At 40.6% G+C, this 17928-nt stretch carries 18 protein-coding genes; all 18 read left to right on the top strand.

The genetic code is table 11. The annotated features are described in order from the left end of the window. Nucleotides 1-177 precede the first annotated feature (177 nt). The 18 genes from ftsB (at nucleotide 178) to ASF86_RS06010 (ending at nucleotide 17927) form a co-directional block, all read left to right on the top strand. The gene (gene ftsB, locus ASF86_RS06095; protein ID WP_004643028.1) at nucleotides 178-567 is read left to right on the top strand and encodes a cell division protein FtsB; all 390 of its coding nucleotides are present in this window, start codon (nucleotides 178-180) and stop codon (nucleotides 565-567) included. Beyond that, entirely contained in the window at nucleotides 533-1249 is a 717-nt protein-coding gene (gene ispD / locus ASF86_RS06090; protein ID WP_056480490.1) for a 2-C-methyl-D-erythritol 4-phosphate cytidylyltransferase, read from the top strand. Before ftsB ends, ispD begins: the two co-directional genes overlap by 35 nt. A gap of 425 nt (nucleotides 1250-1674) precedes the next feature. Beyond that, nucleotides 1675-2346 carry a 3-oxoacid CoA-transferase subunit A gene (locus ASF86_RS06085; RefSeq protein WP_045431259.1) on the top strand — a complete coding sequence of 224 codons (672 nt, stop codon included), beginning with the start codon at nucleotides 1675-1677 and terminating at the stop codon, nucleotides 2344-2346. An 18-nt stretch (nucleotides 2347-2364) separates the two neighbouring features. Further along, the gene (locus tag ASF86_RS06080; protein ID WP_056480487.1) at nucleotides 2365-3018 is read left to right on the top strand and encodes a 3-oxoacid CoA-transferase subunit B; all 654 of its coding nucleotides are present in this window, start codon (nucleotides 2365-2367) and stop codon (nucleotides 3016-3018) included. An 11-nt stretch (nucleotides 3019-3029) separates the two neighbouring features. Then, on the top strand, nucleotides 3030-4241 hold the full coding sequence (gene pcaF, locus ASF86_RS06075) for a 3-oxoadipyl-CoA thiolase (protein WP_056480486.1): 1212 nt from the start codon (nucleotides 3030-3032) through the stop codon (nucleotides 4239-4241). 2 nt (nucleotides 4242-4243) lie between these two features. Next, nucleotides 4244-5599 (top strand): 3-carboxy-cis,cis-muconate cycloisomerase, encoded by a 1356-nt coding sequence (gene pcaB, locus ASF86_RS06070; RefSeq protein ID WP_056480483.1) that lies wholly within the window; start codon nucleotides 4244-4246, stop codon nucleotides 5597-5599. Beyond that, nucleotides 5596-6381, top strand: a complete 786-nt coding sequence (pcaD, locus tag ASF86_RS06065; protein WP_056480480.1) for a 3-oxoadipate enol-lactonase — start codon at nucleotides 5596-5598, stop codon at nucleotides 6379-6381. The genes pcaB and pcaD overlap by 4 nt, the downstream gene beginning before the upstream one ends. A 42-nt stretch (nucleotides 6382-6423) precedes the next feature. Then, the gene (locus ASF86_RS06060; RefSeq protein ID WP_005040146.1) at nucleotides 6424-7779 is read left to right on the top strand and encodes an MFS transporter; all 1356 of its coding nucleotides are present in this window, start codon (nucleotides 6424-6426) and stop codon (nucleotides 7777-7779) included. Between the two features lie 15 nt (nucleotides 7780-7794). Next, complete coding sequence (pcaC, locus tag ASF86_RS06055; protein WP_056480477.1) at nucleotides 7795-8208, top strand: 4-carboxymuconolactone decarboxylase; 414 nt, start codon at nucleotides 7795-7797, stop codon at nucleotides 8206-8208. Between the two features lie 10 nt (nucleotides 8209-8218). Further along, nucleotides 8219-8944, top strand: coding sequence for a protocatechuate 3,4-dioxygenase subunit beta (pcaH, locus tag ASF86_RS06050; RefSeq protein ID WP_056480474.1), 726 nt, complete (start codon nucleotides 8219-8221; stop codon nucleotides 8942-8944). A gap of 14 nt (nucleotides 8945-8958) precedes the next feature. After that, a complete protein-coding gene (pcaG, locus tag ASF86_RS06045) occupies nucleotides 8959-9588 on the top strand; it encodes a protocatechuate 3,4-dioxygenase subunit alpha (RefSeq protein WP_003652024.1) in 630 nt (209 codons plus the stop codon). A gap of 69 nt (nucleotides 9589-9657) precedes the next feature. Then, nucleotides 9658-10485, top strand: coding sequence for a type I 3-dehydroquinate dehydratase (gene aroD / locus ASF86_RS06040; protein WP_080758406.1), 828 nt, complete (start codon nucleotides 9658-9660; stop codon nucleotides 10483-10485). 19 nt (nucleotides 10486-10504) lie between these two features. Continuing rightward, entirely contained in the window at nucleotides 10505-11956 is a 1452-nt protein-coding gene (locus ASF86_RS06035) for a nitrous oxide reductase family maturation protein NosD (RefSeq protein WP_056480470.1), read from the top strand. A 66-nt stretch (nucleotides 11957-12022) separates the two neighbouring features. Further along, the gene (locus ASF86_RS06030) at nucleotides 12023-13342 is read left to right on the top strand and encodes a carbohydrate porin (protein WP_056480467.1); all 1320 of its coding nucleotides are present in this window, start codon (nucleotides 12023-12025) and stop codon (nucleotides 13340-13342) included. Between the two features lie 81 nt (nucleotides 13343-13423). Then, nucleotides 13424-15853 (top strand): glucose/quinate/shikimate family membrane-bound PQQ-dependent dehydrogenase, encoded by a 2430-nt coding sequence (locus ASF86_RS06025; RefSeq protein ID WP_056480465.1) that lies wholly within the window; start codon nucleotides 13424-13426, stop codon nucleotides 15851-15853. Between the two features lie 650 nt (nucleotides 15854-16503). Continuing rightward, nucleotides 16504-16962 (top strand): DUF6438 domain-containing protein, encoded by a 459-nt coding sequence (locus ASF86_RS06020; protein WP_081407642.1) that lies wholly within the window; start codon nucleotides 16504-16506, stop codon nucleotides 16960-16962. A 133-nt stretch (nucleotides 16963-17095) separates the two neighbouring features. Then, nucleotides 17096-17509 carry a YeeE/YedE family protein gene (locus tag ASF86_RS06015; protein ID WP_056480460.1) on the top strand — a complete coding sequence of 138 codons (414 nt, stop codon included), beginning with the start codon at nucleotides 17096-17098 and terminating at the stop codon, nucleotides 17507-17509. 4 nt (nucleotides 17510-17513) lie between these two features. After that, nucleotides 17514-17927 carry a DUF6691 family protein gene (locus ASF86_RS06010; protein WP_056480458.1) on the top strand — a complete coding sequence of 138 codons (414 nt, stop codon included), beginning with the start codon at nucleotides 17514-17516 and terminating at the stop codon, nucleotides 17925-17927. Nucleotide 17928: the final 1 nt, after the last annotated feature.

The raw sequence follows: 17928 nt of genomic DNA, 5'->3' as shown, positions 1-17928 counted from the left end.
TTTCCCTTTCAAATTCCATTCATTTTTGACAAAATGAAACATGTCACAATGGTCAATTAAAGTAATATGCCCATTAATAATTTTGCTTAAATTTTTGCAGGAATTGCGCATGTTGTTTGTTAATTACTATACAATACAAACTCTTAACGAAAGTTTTTAATTAAAAATCTTAATGATATGTTAGAAGTATTTCGATCCACTTCAAGCAAACTGATATTACTACTAGTTATTGTTTTAGTAGCTATACTGCAATATCAATTTTGGTTAGGTGAGGGTGGCTATATCCCTCATCAAGCTCTCATGCAACAAATTCAGCAACAAGCTGAGGTAAATGAAGAGCTTAAAGAACGGAACCGTATTTTGGCAGCAGAGGTTTTTGACCTAAAAAATGGTACAGAAGCAATAGAAGAACATGCTCGCCTTGATCTTGGTTTGGTTAAACCTCACGAGACATTTGTTCAAATGAGTACAATCAGTACCCATTACAAACCTATTTATATTGACCCGAACGCTAAAGTTGATTTGGAAACGAATGAGACACCTGCATCCCCAGATATCCCAGACTAAATTATGGGCAGTTATACCAGCTGCAGGATCAGGAAGTCGATTTTCTAAAACTGAATTGAAGCAGTATCAATATATTCAGGATAGGACTGTTTTAGAACACACTATTCGGCGTATAAGTCAACTTCCGTTAAATGGTTATGTTTTGGCTATTGGTACACAAGATACCTTTGCTCAGACTCTTGCATTTCAAAATATAGATAAGGCGCATTTTTGCACTGGTGGAGCTGAGCGAGTTCATTCAGTATTAAATGCATTAAATCATCTTTTAAATTTTGCTGATGAAAATGATTGGGTCCTTGTGCATGATGCAGCTCGACCTTGTGTAACAATTGATTGTTTAAATGCACTTGTGGCAAAGGCAATTGAATCAAATGATAGTGCTATTTTAGCAATTCCTGTTCGTGATACTTTAAAGCAAGTTCAAACAGGCGATCATATTGATAAAACAGTAAGCCGAGACTCATTATGGCAAGCTCAAACTCCTCAAATTACTAAAATTGGTAAACTCAAAAAAGCAATTGAACATGCTTTAGAAAATAACGTCACTATTACAGATGAAGCAAGTGCACTTGAATATATGGGTGAAACTGTACGGGTCGTGATGGGGCGTTCGGATAATATAAAAATTACCTATCCCGATGATTTAGAACTTGCGCGTTTGATTCTCCAATCTCAATCTTAATCTTAATCTTAATCTTAATCTTAATCTTAATCTTAATCTTAATCTTAATCTTAATCTTAATCTTAATCTTAATCTTAATCTTAATTCTATTATTTTTAAATTGCTTGGATGATTAAATCGTCTAAGGAAATTTTCTACATATCTATTTATAACAACTCATATTCTTTTACATTTATAAGTTTTACGATTTATCAAGATTTCACAACTACTTTAGATAATGTTCGATCATCGAACAAATTTCACTTATACCGAACAAAACCATAGTGGGATAACTAGATCAAATTATAAAAATTATCAAGAATGTTTAAAAGGGAAATCTAAGGGAAACACTCGGGATTGAGTGAAATATTTATCTATTCTTCTCGCCTCAGTGTGCCTAACTCTCTTACCTATCTCTTCTTCAATGAGCACAATGGAGTTGTCTAATGATTGACAAAAGTAAGTCCTCTCTTAGCGAGGTTCTATCGCAGATTAAAGATGGTGCCACCATCCTGATTGGTGGTTTTGGTACCGCAGGACAACCCGCTGAACTCATTGACGGTCTTATTGAACTGGGTGTTAAAGGCCTAACCATTGTCAGCAACAATGCCGGTAATGGCGATTACGGTCTAGCTAAACTGCTTAAGGCTGGTTCAGTTAAAAAAGTCATCTGTTCTTTCCCACGTCAATCAGACTCTTATGTGTTTGATGAACTGTACCGTGCTGGAAAGGTCGAGCTTGAAGTAGTTCCGCAAGGTAATCTGGCGTGCCGTATTCAGGCAGCGGGTATGGGACTTGGTGCAGTGTTTACCCCAACAGGCTTTGGAACACTTTTAGCTGAAGGTAAAGAAACCCGCCAGATCGATGGTAAAGACTACGTACTTGAATATCCAATTAAAGCTGACTTTGCCTTGATTAAAGCCTATAAGGGCGATCGTTGGGGCAATCTGGTTTACCGTAAATCTGCACGTAACTTTGGCCCGATCATGGCTATGGCTGCTGATGTCACCATTGTTCAGGTCTCTGAGGTAGTAGAGTTAGGTGGATTAGACCCAGAGCACATCATCACCCCAGGTATCTTTGTACAGCATGTTGTACAAGTACAGCCCGCACAGTAAGCAATAAGGAGAAATAACATGAGCTACCAGAAACTCAGCCGTGACCAGATTGCAAAACGTGTGGCACAAGACATTCCAGATGGCGCCTATGTGAACTTGGGTATTGGCTTGCCAACCAAGATCGCGAGCTACCTACCTAACGACAAAGATATTTTCCTTCATTCTGAAAATGGTTTATTGGCTTTTGGCCCACCACCAGCGGAAGGTGAAGAAGACCCTGAACTGATTAATGCGGGTAAAGAATTTGTGACCATGCTTGAAGGCGGCAGCTTTTTCCACCATGGCGACTCATTTGCCATGATGCGTGGTGGTCATCTTGATATTGCTGTGCTGGGTGCCTTTCAGGTTGCTGCTAATGGTGACTTGGCCAACTGGCACACGGGTGCGCCAAATGCGATTCCTGCCGTTGGTGGTGCAATGGATTTAGCTGTAGGTGCCAAGAAAGTATTCATCACCACAGACCATGTGACCAAGCAAGGTGAACCGAAGATTGTAGCTGAGCTGAGCTATCCGGTTACGGGTAAGCACTGTGTGGACCGTATTTACACCGATCTTTGTGTGATTGATGTGACCAAAGATGGTTTGAAAGTGATTGAGAAAGTGGAAGGTCTTAGCTTTGATGAGTTGCAAGCTTTAACAGGTGCAACTTTGATTGATGAGACACAAGGGTAAGGAAGTAGGAAATGACATTAAAAAACGCTTATATCATCGATGCCATCCGTACTCCATTCGGTCGTTACGCCGGTGGCCTTGCTCCTGTTCGTACCGATGACCTTGGTGCTTTGCCGATTAAAGCGCTTATGCAGCGTAACCCAAATGTAGATTGGGAACAGGTCGATGATGTGATCTATGGCTGTGCCAACCAAGCCGGTGAAGACAACCGTAACGTTGGTCGTATGTCAGCACTTCTAGCTGGTTTACCGTATCAGGTTCCAGCAACCACCATTAACCGTCTGTGTGGTTCATCACTCGATGCCATTGCCATTGCTGCCCGTGCCATTAAAGCGGGTGAAGCAAACTTGGTGATTGCAGGTGGTGTAGAAAGCATGAGCCGTGCACCCTATGTGATGGGTAAGTCAGACAGTGCTTTTGGCCGTAGCCAGAAGATTGAAGACACCACCATGGGCTGGCGTTTTATTAACCCAAAACTTAAAGAATTGTATGGTGTAGACACCATGCCCCAGACTGCCGAGAACGTGGCTGAAAAGTTCAACGTGAATCGTGCAGATCAGGACCAGTTTGCCTTGGCGAGCCAACAACGCACCGCAAGCGCGCAAGCCAAAGGCTTTTTTTCTAAAGAAATCGTGGCAGTTGAAATCCCTCAGCGTAAGGGAGATGCTGTTGTGATTGATACCGATGAACATCCACGTGCATCAACTACGCTTGAAGCTTTAAGCAAACTTAAGCCAGTTGTAAAAGCAGATGGTACAGTCACTGCGGGGAATGCTTCGGGCATTAACGATGGTGCAGCAGCATTGCTTATTGCTTCTGATGATGCAGTTCAGGCTTATAACCTAAAACCACGTGCCAAGATCATTGCTTCAACAGCAGTGGGTGTAGAACCGCGCATTATGGGTTTTGCTCCGGCACCTGCAATCAAAAAGCTTCTTAAACAAGCCAACCTGACTTTAGAGCAGATGGATGTGATTGAGCTGAATGAAGCTTTTGCTGCACAGGCTTTGGCAGTGACCCGTGATTTAGGCTTGCCAGATGATAGCAACAAGGTCAATCCAAACGGTGGTGCAATTGCTTTGGGTCATCCGTTAGGTGCCTCAGGTGCACGCCTCGTCACTACAGCTTTAAACCAGCTTGAACAAACAGGTGGACGTTATGCTTTATGTTCAATGTGTATTGGTGTAGGCCAAGGTATTGCACTCATTATTGAGAGAGTTTAATCATGAGCCAGTTATATGCCAGCTTGTTTTATCAAAAAGACGTCACTGACATCTTTAGTGATTCATCTTTAATCAAATATATGATTCGGGTTGAAGTTGCGCTAGCTCAAGCACAGGCACAAGTTGGCGTGATTCCTCAAAATGCTGCTCATACAATTGCACAAGTGGCTGAACAAGCACTAGAAAAGTTTGATTTTCCAGCTTTGGCTGTGGCAACTGGCCTAGCTGGGAATATTGCAATTCCATTTGTAAAACAACTTACAGCAATTGTTAAAGATGCTGATGAAGATGCTTCACGTTATGTGCATTGGGGCGCAACCAGTCAGGATATTTTAGACACAGCTTGTATTTTGCAATGCCGTGATGCGTTGAACATTGTGGAAGCACAACTTCAACAGTGCTACACCACTGCATTACAACAAGCTAAGCAATATCGCCATCAGGTCATGATTGGGCGTACATGGTTACAGCAAGCTTTGCCAATTACTTTAGGACATAAGCTTGCACGTTGGGCTTCTGCATTTAAACGTGATTTGGACCGTATACAAGCAATGAAACCACGTGTACTCACTGCTCAGTTAGGTGGTGCTGTTGGTTCATTAGCTTCTTTGCAAGACCAAGGTTCACTTGTGGTAACTGCATTTGCTAAGCAGCTGAATCTGACTGTACCCACAAGCACATGGCATGGTGAGCGTGATCGTATTGTAGAAATCGCAAGTGTGCTCGGCATGATTGTTGGGAATACAGGCAAGATGGCACGTGATTGGTCACTCATGATGCAAACCGAAATTGCAGAGTTGTTTGAGCCAACTGCAAAAGGTCGTGGTGGTTCATCGACCATGCCTCATAAGCGTAATCCAGTGGCAGCAGCTTCAGTACTTGCAGCAGCGAATCGCGTACCAGCACTTATGTCTAGCATCTATCAAAGTATGGTGCAGGAACATGAGCGTAGCTTAGGTGCGTGGCATGCAGAATGGTTAGCAATCCCTGAAATTTTTCAGCTTTGTGCTGGAGCTTTAAGTCGTACTGGTGAAGTTTTACAAGGTTTTGAAGTTAATGTTGAGCATATGCAACAGAACCTTGAATGTACTAATGGGTTGATTATGGCGGAAGCTGTGATGATGGCACTGGCTCCAAAAATTGGACGTTTAAATGCACATCATGTTGTTGAAGCAGCTTGTAAAACAGCCGTGGCTCAAAACCAGCATTTATCTGAGGTGGTTAGTCAGTTAGATGAAGTAAAAGAACATTTTAGTCAAACAGAAATTTTGGAAATATTTAAAGCACAAAACTATTTGGGCAACATTCAAGCTCAAATTGATGCTGTTCTGCAAGAAGCACAAGGAGAGTCAAAGTGAAACAGACTATTAGCAATCGTCAAGGAAAACAGCTAGCTGTTTACACTGAAGGGTTAAAAGATGCTCCTGTGCTTGTGTTTTCTAATTCGTTAGGAACAGACCATGGGATGTGGCAGCCACAGTTAAATGAATTAAAAAGTCATTTTAATGTCATTACATATGACACACGTGGCCATGGTGAAAGTGATGTAATTAGCGACACCACATTGCAAAACTTAGCAGAAGATGTTGTTGATATTTTAGATGCCTTAAATATTGAAAAAGCTCATTTTTGTGGCATTTCAATGGGTGGAATTACAGGGCTTTGGTTAGGTATTCATTATCTAGAGCGCTTTCATAGTATTACTGTTGCAAATTCAGCAGCCAAAATTGGGCAGGCTGATGCTTGGTTAAGCCGCGCAGAATCTGTAGAACAAAATGGACTAGCTGAATTGGTTAAGACCACGCACACACGTTGGTTTAGCGAAAAATTCGACTATCAACATAATGTGGTTGCACAAACGACGATTCAAAGTCTCGCAAACACACCCGCACAAGGTTATGCCAATGCATGTCGTGCTTTAGCACATGCTGATTTAAGAGATGAAATTGCACAAATCCAGATTCCGGTACTGCTGGTTGCAGGGACATATGATCCGGTGACTACAGTAGCAGACGCTGAGTTTATGCAGCGTGCTATCAACAGTAGCCAACTTGCAAAATTGGAAGCATCTCATCTTTCTAATATTGAACAACCACAAAGATTTACTCAGGAATTGACTAGGTTTATTCAGCAAATCTAATAGCTTAGTGATTTAAAAGGAATTGGCCTTAAGGAGGCAAATATGGCGTCTCAGGATTACGCTGCACCAAACAAAAGTATCGATGCTCAAGCACTGATTAATGATGCTCCCCTCAGTAAGTATCAATGGATGATCGCAATCATCTGTTTCTTAATTATTTTTACTGATGGTATTGATACTGCTGCAATGGGCTTTATCGCTCCAGCTTTGGCTCAGGACTGGGGCGTTGATCGTTCTCAGTTAGGCCCAGTAATGAGTGCTGCACTTGGTGGAATGATTATTGGAGCTTTGGTTTCTGGCCCGACAGCTGACCGTTTTGGTCGCAAAATTGTTTTGGCCGTTTCAATGCTGATTTTTGGTGGTTTTACCTTGGCATCTGCCTATGCCACAAATCTGGATAGTCTTGTTGTATTGCGCTTTTTGACAGGTATTGGGCTAGGTGCAGCTATGCCAAATGCCACCACATTATTTTCTGAATACTGTCCAACACGCATTCGTTCACTATTGGTGACATGTATGTTCTGTGGGTACAACTTAGGTATGGCAACAGGTGGCTTTATTAGTAGCTGGCTCATTCCGACTTACGGTTGGCACAGTCTATTTTTGCTGGGTGGCTGGTCACCTCTGATCTTAATGATTTTAGTGATTTTCGTTTTACCTGAGTCTTACCGCTTTTTAATTGTTAAAGGTAAAGACCCAGAGAAAGTACGCAAAATTTTAAATCATATTGCGCCAACTCAAGTTAAAGACGTAAGCACTTTTTATGTTCCAGAAGAGAAAACTGAAACGGCTCAAAAGAAAAATGTTTTTGGAATTATGTTTTCTAAACCATATGCGAAAGGAACACTTTTGCTTTGGTTAACCTATTTCATGGGATTGGTTGTTGTTTACTTGCTTACAAGCTGGTTACCAACACTCATGCGTGAAACAGGTGCCTCAATGGAGCGTGCTGCATTTATCGGTGGATTGTTCCAGTTCGGTGGTGTGGTAAGTGCATTGTTCATTGGTTGGGCGATGGACAAATTTAACCCGAATCGAGTGATTGCTATTTTCTACTTCGCCGCAGGTCTATTTGCGATTGCTGTGGGTCAAAGCTTAGGAAATTCAACTTTACTTGCTGTATTGGTGCTTTGTGCAGGTATCGCGATTAACGGTGCGCAATCTTCAATGCCAGCTTTAAGTGCTCGCTTCTATCCAACCCAATGCCGTGCAACAGGTGTGTCTTGGATGACGGGTATTGGACGTTTTGGTGCGGTATTTGGTGCTTGGATTGGTGCAGTACTACTCGGTAATGATTGGTCGTTTACTGCCATTCTCAGTTTATTACTGATTCCAGCGACTGCTGCGGCTGTTGCTGTATTTGTTAAATCACTTGTTGCGCATACCGATGCAACTTAATGGAGGTCTACCACAATGAATGATGAAGAACGCTATAAACAAGGCATTGAAGTGCGGACTGAAGTTTTAGGTGAAAAGCATGTTGGTCGGTCTTTGCAGAACTTAAATGACTTTAACCAAGATTTTCAAAATTTTATTAGCCGTTACGCATGGGGTGAGGTGTGGTCTCGTCCAGGCTTGCCACGTCACACACGTAGTTTAGTGACTATCGCAATTTTATTGGCGCTTGGTCGTGAAGATGAACTACGCATGCATTTACGTGCTTGCTTCAACAACGGTGTAACTAAAGAAGATTTAAAAGAGTTGATCTTACATAGCTCACTCTATGCAGGTTTACCTGCTGCAAACGCTGCAATGCATATGGCTGAAGAAGTCTTTAAAGAATTGGGAATAGAAGTAAGCCCAATTGCAGCGAAAGAACAGGATTAAGGAGATAAAGATGTCACAACATAGCTGGGGTGCTTACGCCCAACGTAATACAGATGATCATCCACCAGCGTATACGCCAGGTTATAAAACAAGTGTATTACGTTCGCCAAAAAATGCATTGATCTCTATTAACGAGACTTTAACTGAAGTCACTGGACCGCATTTTTCTTCAAATCTGTTTGGTCCAAAAGATAACGATTTGATTTTGAACTATGCCAAAGATGGTTTGCCAATTGGTGAGCGTGTCATTGTTCATGGCTATGTTCGTGATCAATTTGGTCGTCCTGTAAAAAATGCGCTTTTAGAAGTATGGCAAGCCAATGCTTCAGGTCGTTACCGTCATCCAAACGATAAATTTATTGGCGCCATGGACCCTAACTTCGGTGGTTGTGGCCGCACATTAACGGATGAAAATGGTTTTTATATTTTCCGTACCATTAAACCGGGTCCGTACCCATGGCGTAACCGTATTAATGAATGGCGTCCGGCACATATTCATTTCTCTTTAATTGCTGATGGTTGGGCTCAGCGCCTGATTTCACAGTTTTATTTTGAAGGTGATACTTTAATCGACTCTTGTCCGATTTTAAAAACCATTCCTTCTGAAGATCAACGTCGTGCACTAATTGCACTAGAAGATAAAAACAACTTTATCGAAGCTGATAGCCGTTGTTACCGTTTTGACATCACTTTACGTGGACGTCGAGCGACTTACTTCGAAAACGAATTGACTTAATCAGGAGCCTTAGCATGAATAACTGGAATTTTCAGGAATTAAAAGAAACTGCATCTCAAACGGGTGGTCCTTACGTTCACATTGGTTTGTTACCACAACAAGCAAATATCGAAGTTTTTGAAAACAACTTTAATAACCAGCTTGTACAAGACCAAACCCAAGGCCAGCGTATCCGTCTTGAAGGACAAGTATTTGACGGGTTGGGTTTACCTCTACGCGATGTGCTTATCGAAATTTGGCAGGCCGATGCAAATGGTATTTACCCAAGTCAGGCTGATACACGTGAGCAAAAAGCTGACCCAGCTTTTCAAGGTTGGGGCCGTACTGGTGCAGACTTTGAAACGGGTATTTGGAGTTTCAATACTATTAAACCGGGTGCAACTGCGGGGCGTAAAGGTTCAACTCAGGCACCTCATATCGCTTTAGTGATTTTTGCTCGTGGTATTAATTTAGGTCTTAATACGCGTGTTTATTTTGAAGATGAAGCAGAAGCAAATGCCAATGATCCAATCTTAAATAGCATTGAATGGGCACCACGTCGTCAAACTCTTATTGCAAAGCGTTTTGAAGAAAATGGTGAAGTTGTTTACCGCTTTGATATTCGTATTCAAGGCGATGACGAAACTGTATTTTTTGATATTTAAGAAACACCCAAGGCTACACATGCTCGTCTATGGATGCGTGTAGCCTTTTTAAGGATGAATGATATGAACATGAAAACATTATTAAGCTTAAGTTTGCTTGCACTCCCATTTTTTACAGCACAGGTGAATGCTGAACCTGTCGCTTTGGCTACCCAGACTCAGGCTGCTACTACAGCTGTTAAAACGATTGTTCCGATTACAGCAAAAACAAAAGAACAAGCTTTAGCGCAAGCTCAAGTTATTGCAAATACGGCAGATGCTGATTTGGCAGAGTTTCGTATTGATTTACTCAGTTTTGCTAGTGATACAAAACAAGTCATTGCGTTAGGTCATGAATTGAAAAAGATTTTAGGCAATAAGCCAATGATTGCCACAATTCGTACTAAAAACGAAGGTGGTCAACTTGAAATTAGTGATGTGGATTATGGTAAGACCTATCAGGCTTATTTAAAAAATCCGTTCATGGACTGGTTAGACGTTGAAATGTTCCGTGATCAAAAAGTAGTTTCAGAAATTGTTCAAAAAGCACATCAAAAGAAAGTGTTGGTTGTGATGTCTAATCATGACTTCCAGAAAACACCAAGCCAAGATGAAATTGAAAAACGCTTGTTAAAACAAGATCAGATGGGCGCAGATGTTCTCAAAATTGCAGTAATGCCAAAATCCAAACAAGACGTTTTTACTCTAATGAACGCGACTTTAAAAGTAAGTCAGCAAACCACTAAACCTTTATTGACCATGTCAATGGGCCAACTAGGTACGATTTCTCGTGTTGCAACAGCCAATATGGGCGGAAGTTATAGCTTTGGCATGATTGGTGAGGCTTCTGCACCAGGGCAAATTGATGTGACCAAGCTCAAACAGATTTTAAAAACCGTTCAACCAACAAACCCATAAATCATAAGGACATGATGAAATGAATACATTACGTTTAACTACTCTTGCATTAGGTTTGATGGTTTCAGGTGTAGCTGCTGCGCAAACTTATGTTGTTGACCGTTATCAGGACGACAGCAACAAAGGTTCTTTACGTTGGGCAATTGAGCAAGCCAATGCTAACCCAGCCGATGCGAGCGAAATCTTGATTCAGGCAGTGGGCAAAGCACCCTATGCAATCAAATTAAACAGCGCGCTTCCTGAGATTAAAGCACCAGTCAAAATCATTGGTACTCAGTGGGATAAAACTGGTGAATATATCGCGATCGATGGTTCAAACTATATTAAAGGCGAAGGTGCGAAAGCTTGCCCGGGCGCAAACCCTGAACAGTATGGGACCAATGTGCGTACGATGACTTTACCGGGCTTAGTACTACGCGATGTAAATAACGTCACGTTAAAAGGTCTAGATATTCATCGTTTCTGTATTGGTGTATTGATCAACCGTTCAAGCAATAATCTCATTCAGCATAACCGTATTAGCAATAACTACGGTGGTGCTGGTGTCATGCTTACTGGTGATGATGGACAAGGTAACCCAACTGCAACCACGACCAATAACAATAAAGTTTTAGACAACATCTTCCAAGATAATGGCGATGGTTTAGAACTAACCCGTGGTGCTGCGTTTAACTTAATTGCAAATAACCATTTTGTTTCAACTAAAGCAAACCCAGAGCCATCACAAGGTATTGAAATTTTGTGGGGTAATGACAATGCCGTAGTCGGTAATAAATTCGAAAACTATTCGGATGGTTTACAGATTAACTGGGGCAAGCGTAACTATATTGCCTACAACGAAATGACCAATAACTCGATTGGTTTTAACATGACTGGCGATGGCAACATTCTCGATAGCAACAAAGTTCATGGTAACCGTATTGGTGTCGCGATTCGTTCGGAAAAAGATGCAAATGCAAAAATTACATTGACTAAAAACCTGATTTGGGACAATGGTAAAGATATTAAGCGCTGTGAAGCGGGTGGTTCATGTGTACCGAATCAGCGTTTAGGTGCAATTGTATTTGGTGTACCTGCACTTGAGCATGAAGGATTCGTAGGTTCTCGTGGTGGTGGTGTGGTTGTTGATCCATCTAAACAACAAAAAACATGTACTCAACCAAATGAACAAGGCTGTAATGCTCAACCTAATCAGGGTATTAAAGCTCCTAAATTAACTGCGAATAAGGGTTCAGTTGCGGTAGAAGTTAATGGTTTACCAAATCAACGTTACCAAGTTGAATTTTTTGGTAATCAAAATGCGGCATCAAAAGAAGCTGAGCAATATTTAGGGGCAATAACAGTTGCTACAGATGCACAAGGAATTGCAAAAGCGAATTGGAAGCCAACTGTAAAAGTTGCCTCAATTACAGCGAATATCACTGATCGTTTTGGTGCAACTTCTGAGCTTGGTTTTACAAGTGTTAAATAACAATAAGGAAAGCGCCTCAAACTGAGGCGCAGTATAGAAATATAGAAATGATAAAAGGGACTTAAAATGCCGAATTTAATGAAACTGAGTGTATTAACAATCGCTGTATTAGGTAGCCAATTTGCGCTTGCGAATGAGCCGTGGTCGCAAGATCGTCAATGGTTGCTTGGCGACTGGAATGGTGAGCGTCAGCAACTAGAGCAACAGGGTTATAAATTTACAGCTTCTATTATGAGCCAAAGTGCCACAAATTTAGATGGTGGTTACAACGACAGCAATACTTTTGAAAATGCTGCACAACTTTCTTTAGGTGCAAACTTCGACTTAGAAAAAATTGCTGGATGGAAAGATACAACAGCGAGCCTAGTCGTGACTAAACGTGACGGGAATGCACTCACTTTAGAGCGTATTAAAGACCCGCGTTCTAGCCAATTGGGCAATGCCCAAGAGATTTATGGTCGCGGTAAAATCTGGCGTCTGTCTCAGGCATGGGTCAAAAAAGGTTTTATTGATAACACAGTACAGGTCAAAGTGGGCCGTATGGGTATGTCAGAGGACTTTAATAGTTCTCAATGTGAGTTTCAGAACTTATTACTTTGCGGTGGGCAGTTAGGAAAATCAATCGGTTCAATTTGGTACAACTCACCAGTCGGTGTTTGGGCTACAAATGTTAAATATCAGTTTGCGCCTGAGTGGACATTGGGATTGGGTGTTTATGAGGTAAATCCAGACAACATTAAAACCGAATCAAATAGTGATGGCTTTAATCTGGATATGAACAACGTGAAGGGTGCAACCATACCGGTTGAGCTTGCATGGAAACCAAAACTTGCTGCTTTTAATGGCTTACCGGGTGAATATAAAGTAGGGGCGTTGTACTCAACCGCAGAAGCGAATGACATTAAAACTGCCGGCAAAGTTCATGATGGGAAACAAAGTTTCTGGATTAATGCTCAGCAACAACTTACCCATAAAGGTGAAGACCCTAAACGTGGTTTATACGTAAGTTTGAACGGTGTTGTAAATGATAAAGCAACCACCTTTGTTCAAAGTACACAACAACTTGCACTTTGGTATAAAGGGCCGTTTGATAGCCGCCCAAATGATTCGATTGGTTTTGGTATTGCCAATTATGTGGTCAATGATCGTGCTAAAGATAAGCAGATCGCAACGAACGAAAGTCGTGGATATTATAGCTATGATGCGATTGCATCTGACTATATTCCAATTCAAGACGACGAACTAAATGTCGAGTTGAACTATACCTATCAATGGTCTCCGGCCGTTATGTTACGTCCAAACATTCAATATATCCATCAACCTGCCGGTGTAAAAGCGGTCGATGATGCTTGGGTGGCTGGTCTTAGCGTGAAAGTCAATTTTTAACAATGTTGATGGCTGGTTAGACATAGTTTAACTGGCCCAAATGCTTGAACTATTGTGTTCAGTATATGTGGAGTAGGATCTATGTCTGAGTCAGATTCTAAGTTTCATATCTTATTCAAAATATGGTGTTTTCTATTAGGCCTAGTTTTATTGGCTACTGGTGTTTTTTACATCGTAGGCGGTGGAAAGCTAGTGTCATTAGGTGGATCTTGGTATTTCCTAGTCGCAGGACTGTTGATTACCATTTCTGCATTTAGTATTTTTCGTAAAAAGGCGCTTGGTGTCTGGATTTTTGCGGCTGTTTTCGTTGGCACTGTAATTTGGTCGCTGATTGACGCAGGTTGGGAATTCTGGCCGTTATTCTCGCGGTTAATGTTTCCTGCTGGTCTTTTTGCTGCATTGTTATTTACCTTACCTGCAATTCGACGTTACCAATTTCAAACTAGCTTGGCATCTTCATCTTATGCAGTTGGTGGGTTAGTTGTTGTTGGTATGTTGATTGCGCTCTACCAAATGTTCCAACCACATCCAACAGTAGCAAGTTCAGGTGAAAAGCTACCTTTAGTACCAGTTGACCCTGCTAAAAAACAGGTGAATTGGGAAAATTATGGAAATGATGCTGGTGGTAGTCGCTTTGTTGCTCTCGATCAAATTAACCGAGATAACGTTCATAAACTAAAAGAAGCTTGGCGTTTTAGAACAGGTGATTTTACAACGGGTAGTGGTAATGGTGCTGAAGACCAAATGACCCCACTACAGGTTGGGAATAAAGTCTTTTTATGTACACCACATAATAATATTTTTGCGATCGATGCTGATTCAGGCAAACAGCTCTGGAAAGCTGAAGTGAATTCTAAAGCTGATGCTTGGGAGCGCTGCCGTGGCGTTGCATACTTTGATTCGACTAAGCCACTTGTACAACCAACTTTGGCTGGTGCAAATGCAGTAACCACAGTTGCAACCAATACGGCATGTCCACGCCGTTTATATACAAATACACCTGATGGTCGTTTAATTGCAGTCAATGCAGATAACGGTCAGCGCTGTGCCGATTTTGGTGTAAATGGAACAGTTGACTTGTTAGAAGGTCTAGGAGCTGGAACTAAAGCTCCACGTTTTGAAGTCACTTCTGCACCGACTATTGCGGGTACAACCATTGTAGTGGGTAGCCGTATTGCCGATAACGTTGCTGCAGATATGCCGGGTGGTGTTATCCGTGGTTATGACGTGATTACCGGTAAACTTCGCTGGGCATTTGACGCACGTAATCCGAACCCTAACTATGTTCTTAAACCGGGTGAAACGTATAAACGTAGTTCAGCAAACTCTTGGGCTGCAATGTCATATGACCCGCAAATGAATACGGTGTTCTTACCTATGGGTAGTTCATCTGTCGACATTTGGGGTGGTAACCGTAACCCATTAGATCATAAGTACAACACTTCTGTTTTGGCACTTGATGCAACAACAGGTAAAGAAAAGTGGGTATATCAAACTGTTCATAATGATTTATGGGACTTCGATTTACCAATGCAACCAAGTCTAGTTGATTTCCCATTGAAAGATGGTACGACGAAACCTGCTGTTGTCATTGGAACCAAATCAGGACAATTCTTTGTTCTTGATCGTGTAACAGGTAAACCGCTGACTAAAGTGATTGAACAACCAGTTAAGCCTGCAAATATTCCGGGTGAGCAATACAGCGCAACTCAACCACGTTCAGTTGAAATGCCTCAAATTGGTAATCAGACTTTAACTGAATCAGATATGTGGGGGGCAACGCCGTTTGATCAGCTCATGTGTCGTATTAACTTTAAGTCAATGCGTTACGAAGGTCTATTTACTGCACCGGGTACTGATGTTTCACTAAGCTTCCCAGGTTCTTTGGGTGGCATGAACTGGGGTAGCATTGCTTTTGATCCGACACATCGCTATATGTTCGTAAACGATATGCGTCTTGGGTTATGGATTCAGTTAATGGAACAGACCCCTGAAGATATTAAGATTCAGGCGAGTGGTGGAGAGAAAGTAAATACGGGTATGGGCGCTGTGCCAATGAAAGGTACACCATATAAAGTGAATAAAAACCGCTTTATGTCGGCTCTTAGCATTCCGTGTCAAAAACCTCCATTTGGTACCATGACTGCGATTGACTTAAAAACTCGTCAGATTGCATGGCAAGTACCGCTTGGTACAGTACAGGATACTGGACCTATGGGTATCAAAATGGGCTTAAAAGCACCAATTGGTATGCCAACTATTGGTGGACCAATGGCAACCCAAGGCGGATTGGTCTTCTTTGCTGCAACGCAAGATTACTACTTACGTGCTTTTGATTCATCTACAGGTAAAGAACTGTGGAAATCACGTATGCCAGTAGGTAGCCAAGGAACTCCAATTAGCTATGTTTCACCGAAAACAGGTAAACAATATGTGGTTGTTACGGCAGGCGGTGCTCGTCAGTCTCCTGATCATGGTGATTATGTAGTCGCTTATAGCTTAGAACAGTAATTAAATAAGGCAAAAGAGAGCATTTCTCTTTTGCCTTTAACTTTAATATATTTTTTGTATTAAAGCCTGAGAGTAAGTTCTATTATTTTAACTAGATAGCTTTACCAAATAGTAAAAAAGTGCTTTAACTTATTGCAAAACCTAAAATATTCCTAAGATTGATAATGCTTGAACCCTAGATGTAGCCGAACTGTGAGATATTTTTTCACAATGTTTTACCTATAAATAAATCTTATTTGTTTGTTAAGTTTTGTTTAACTTAAGATGGTGAATTTTAATTAGAAATAAACATTATTAACTTATTACACTTAAAAATCAGGTTTTTTTTGTTGAAAAAATAAGCGTAAATATATATTTATATTATATTTATATAATTTATAGCATTACGTTAGAATGGTGTTGCAGGTTATTACTACCCAGTAATAATTTGTATTTCAGGATTTAAAGCTTTTATTGGCTTAAGGCTCATCGCAAGATGGGCCTTTTTTTATGCGATTTAGATTATGATATTTGATAATCATAAAAATAGCCTAAGTACAATGGTACGTGAATTAATGAAAACAATCACAAAAAATAGTCTTTAATGACAAGAAGTGTATGATTTGATAAATTAAAGCCACTTGATAATAATAGGTGATACGATGAGATTTTTGGTTCTTGCAACTTTATCTGGTTTAGCTTTGATGGGTTGTGCTTCTGTTCAGCAAGCACCGAATACACAAGAGACAATTCGTTATGCTTCTAGTCCATGCTTTGGCGCATGCCCAATCTATTCTGTAGAAGTAACACCTACGGGTTTAATTCGCTTTGAAGGCAAGCAATATACTAAAGCTATAGGTGTTAAAGAAATTCAAGGCAGTGTAAAAGACTATCAAAAACTTGCGGATGATTTAAAAACTTATCGACCACAAACAGGTACACAATCAAAAACTGCGGGTTGTCAGCAAACTGCAACTGATATGTCTAGCTATTACATTTCATGGATTCAACCAAATGGCACGGAAACAAAATTAAGCCATTACACAGGTTGTATGTCTCCTGCGAATAATAGACTGAATAAAGTCATGGAAAAGTTACCTGAACAATTAGGCATTAAAGATCTAATTTAATGATAAAGCCCCAAAATCTTGGGGCTTTTTCTTGTTAAGAAGAATTATATACTTGAGAGTTTTGTTTTAAGTATTTCTAAAAGAATCAGCGTATAATACACATTATAAAAACATATATTGTTTGAGTAAACCTATGTTGAATATTATCCATGCCTTTTTGGGTGGCTTGCTACTGGGCATCGCAACAGTTGGATATTTATATATAAATGGTCGAATAGCTGGAATTAGTGGATTGCTTGCTCAAATCATAAATCCCACTAAAGACACCTTTAAAAGTTCTGCATTCTGGTTCATTGCTGGACTGGTGATTACACCTTTCATATATGGTTATTTTTATCAGCCAGAAATTGAAATTAAAGCTAATACGGTTGCACTTATTTTAGCAGGTGTACTTGTTGGCTTTGGAACACGACTAGGATCTGGTTGTACAAGTGGCCATGGTATTTGTGGCATGAGCAGATTATCAAAACGCTCGATGATAGCGACAGCAGTTTTTATGTTTGCAGGCATGTTAACTGTTTATATCATTCGTCATGTGTTGGGGTAATCCTATGAAAAATATCTTTGCTTTTATATTTGGTAGCTTGTTTTCATTGGGTTTAATGATCTCTGGCATGTCTAATCCTGAAAAAGTTTTAAGTTTTCTAGATATATTTGGACAGTGGGATATCAGCTTAATGTTTGTAATGTTAGGTGCTATTGCTGTGGCATTTATTCCGTTTCAAAAGGCTATAAAAAGTCCAAAAACACTTTTTAATGAACAAATTCAATTACCAATGAATACACAGATTGACCAAAGGCTAATTGTTGGTGCTTTTATTTTCGGTATAGGCTGGGGAATAGCTGGCATATGTCCAGCGCCTGCTTTAACGCTTATTGGGTTAGGACATTTTGAAGCACTTTATTTTATTGGCGCAATGTTATTAGGAATGTTGATTTACCGAGTCTTAAATAAAGGAAATTAAA

The organism is Acinetobacter sp. Leaf130, from assembly GCF_001423205.1.
GTDB classification, from domain to species: Bacteria; Pseudomonadota; Gammaproteobacteria; order Pseudomonadales; family Moraxellaceae; genus Acinetobacter; species Acinetobacter calcoaceticus.
This window is presented reverse-complemented; position numbering and strand designations above follow the sequence as displayed.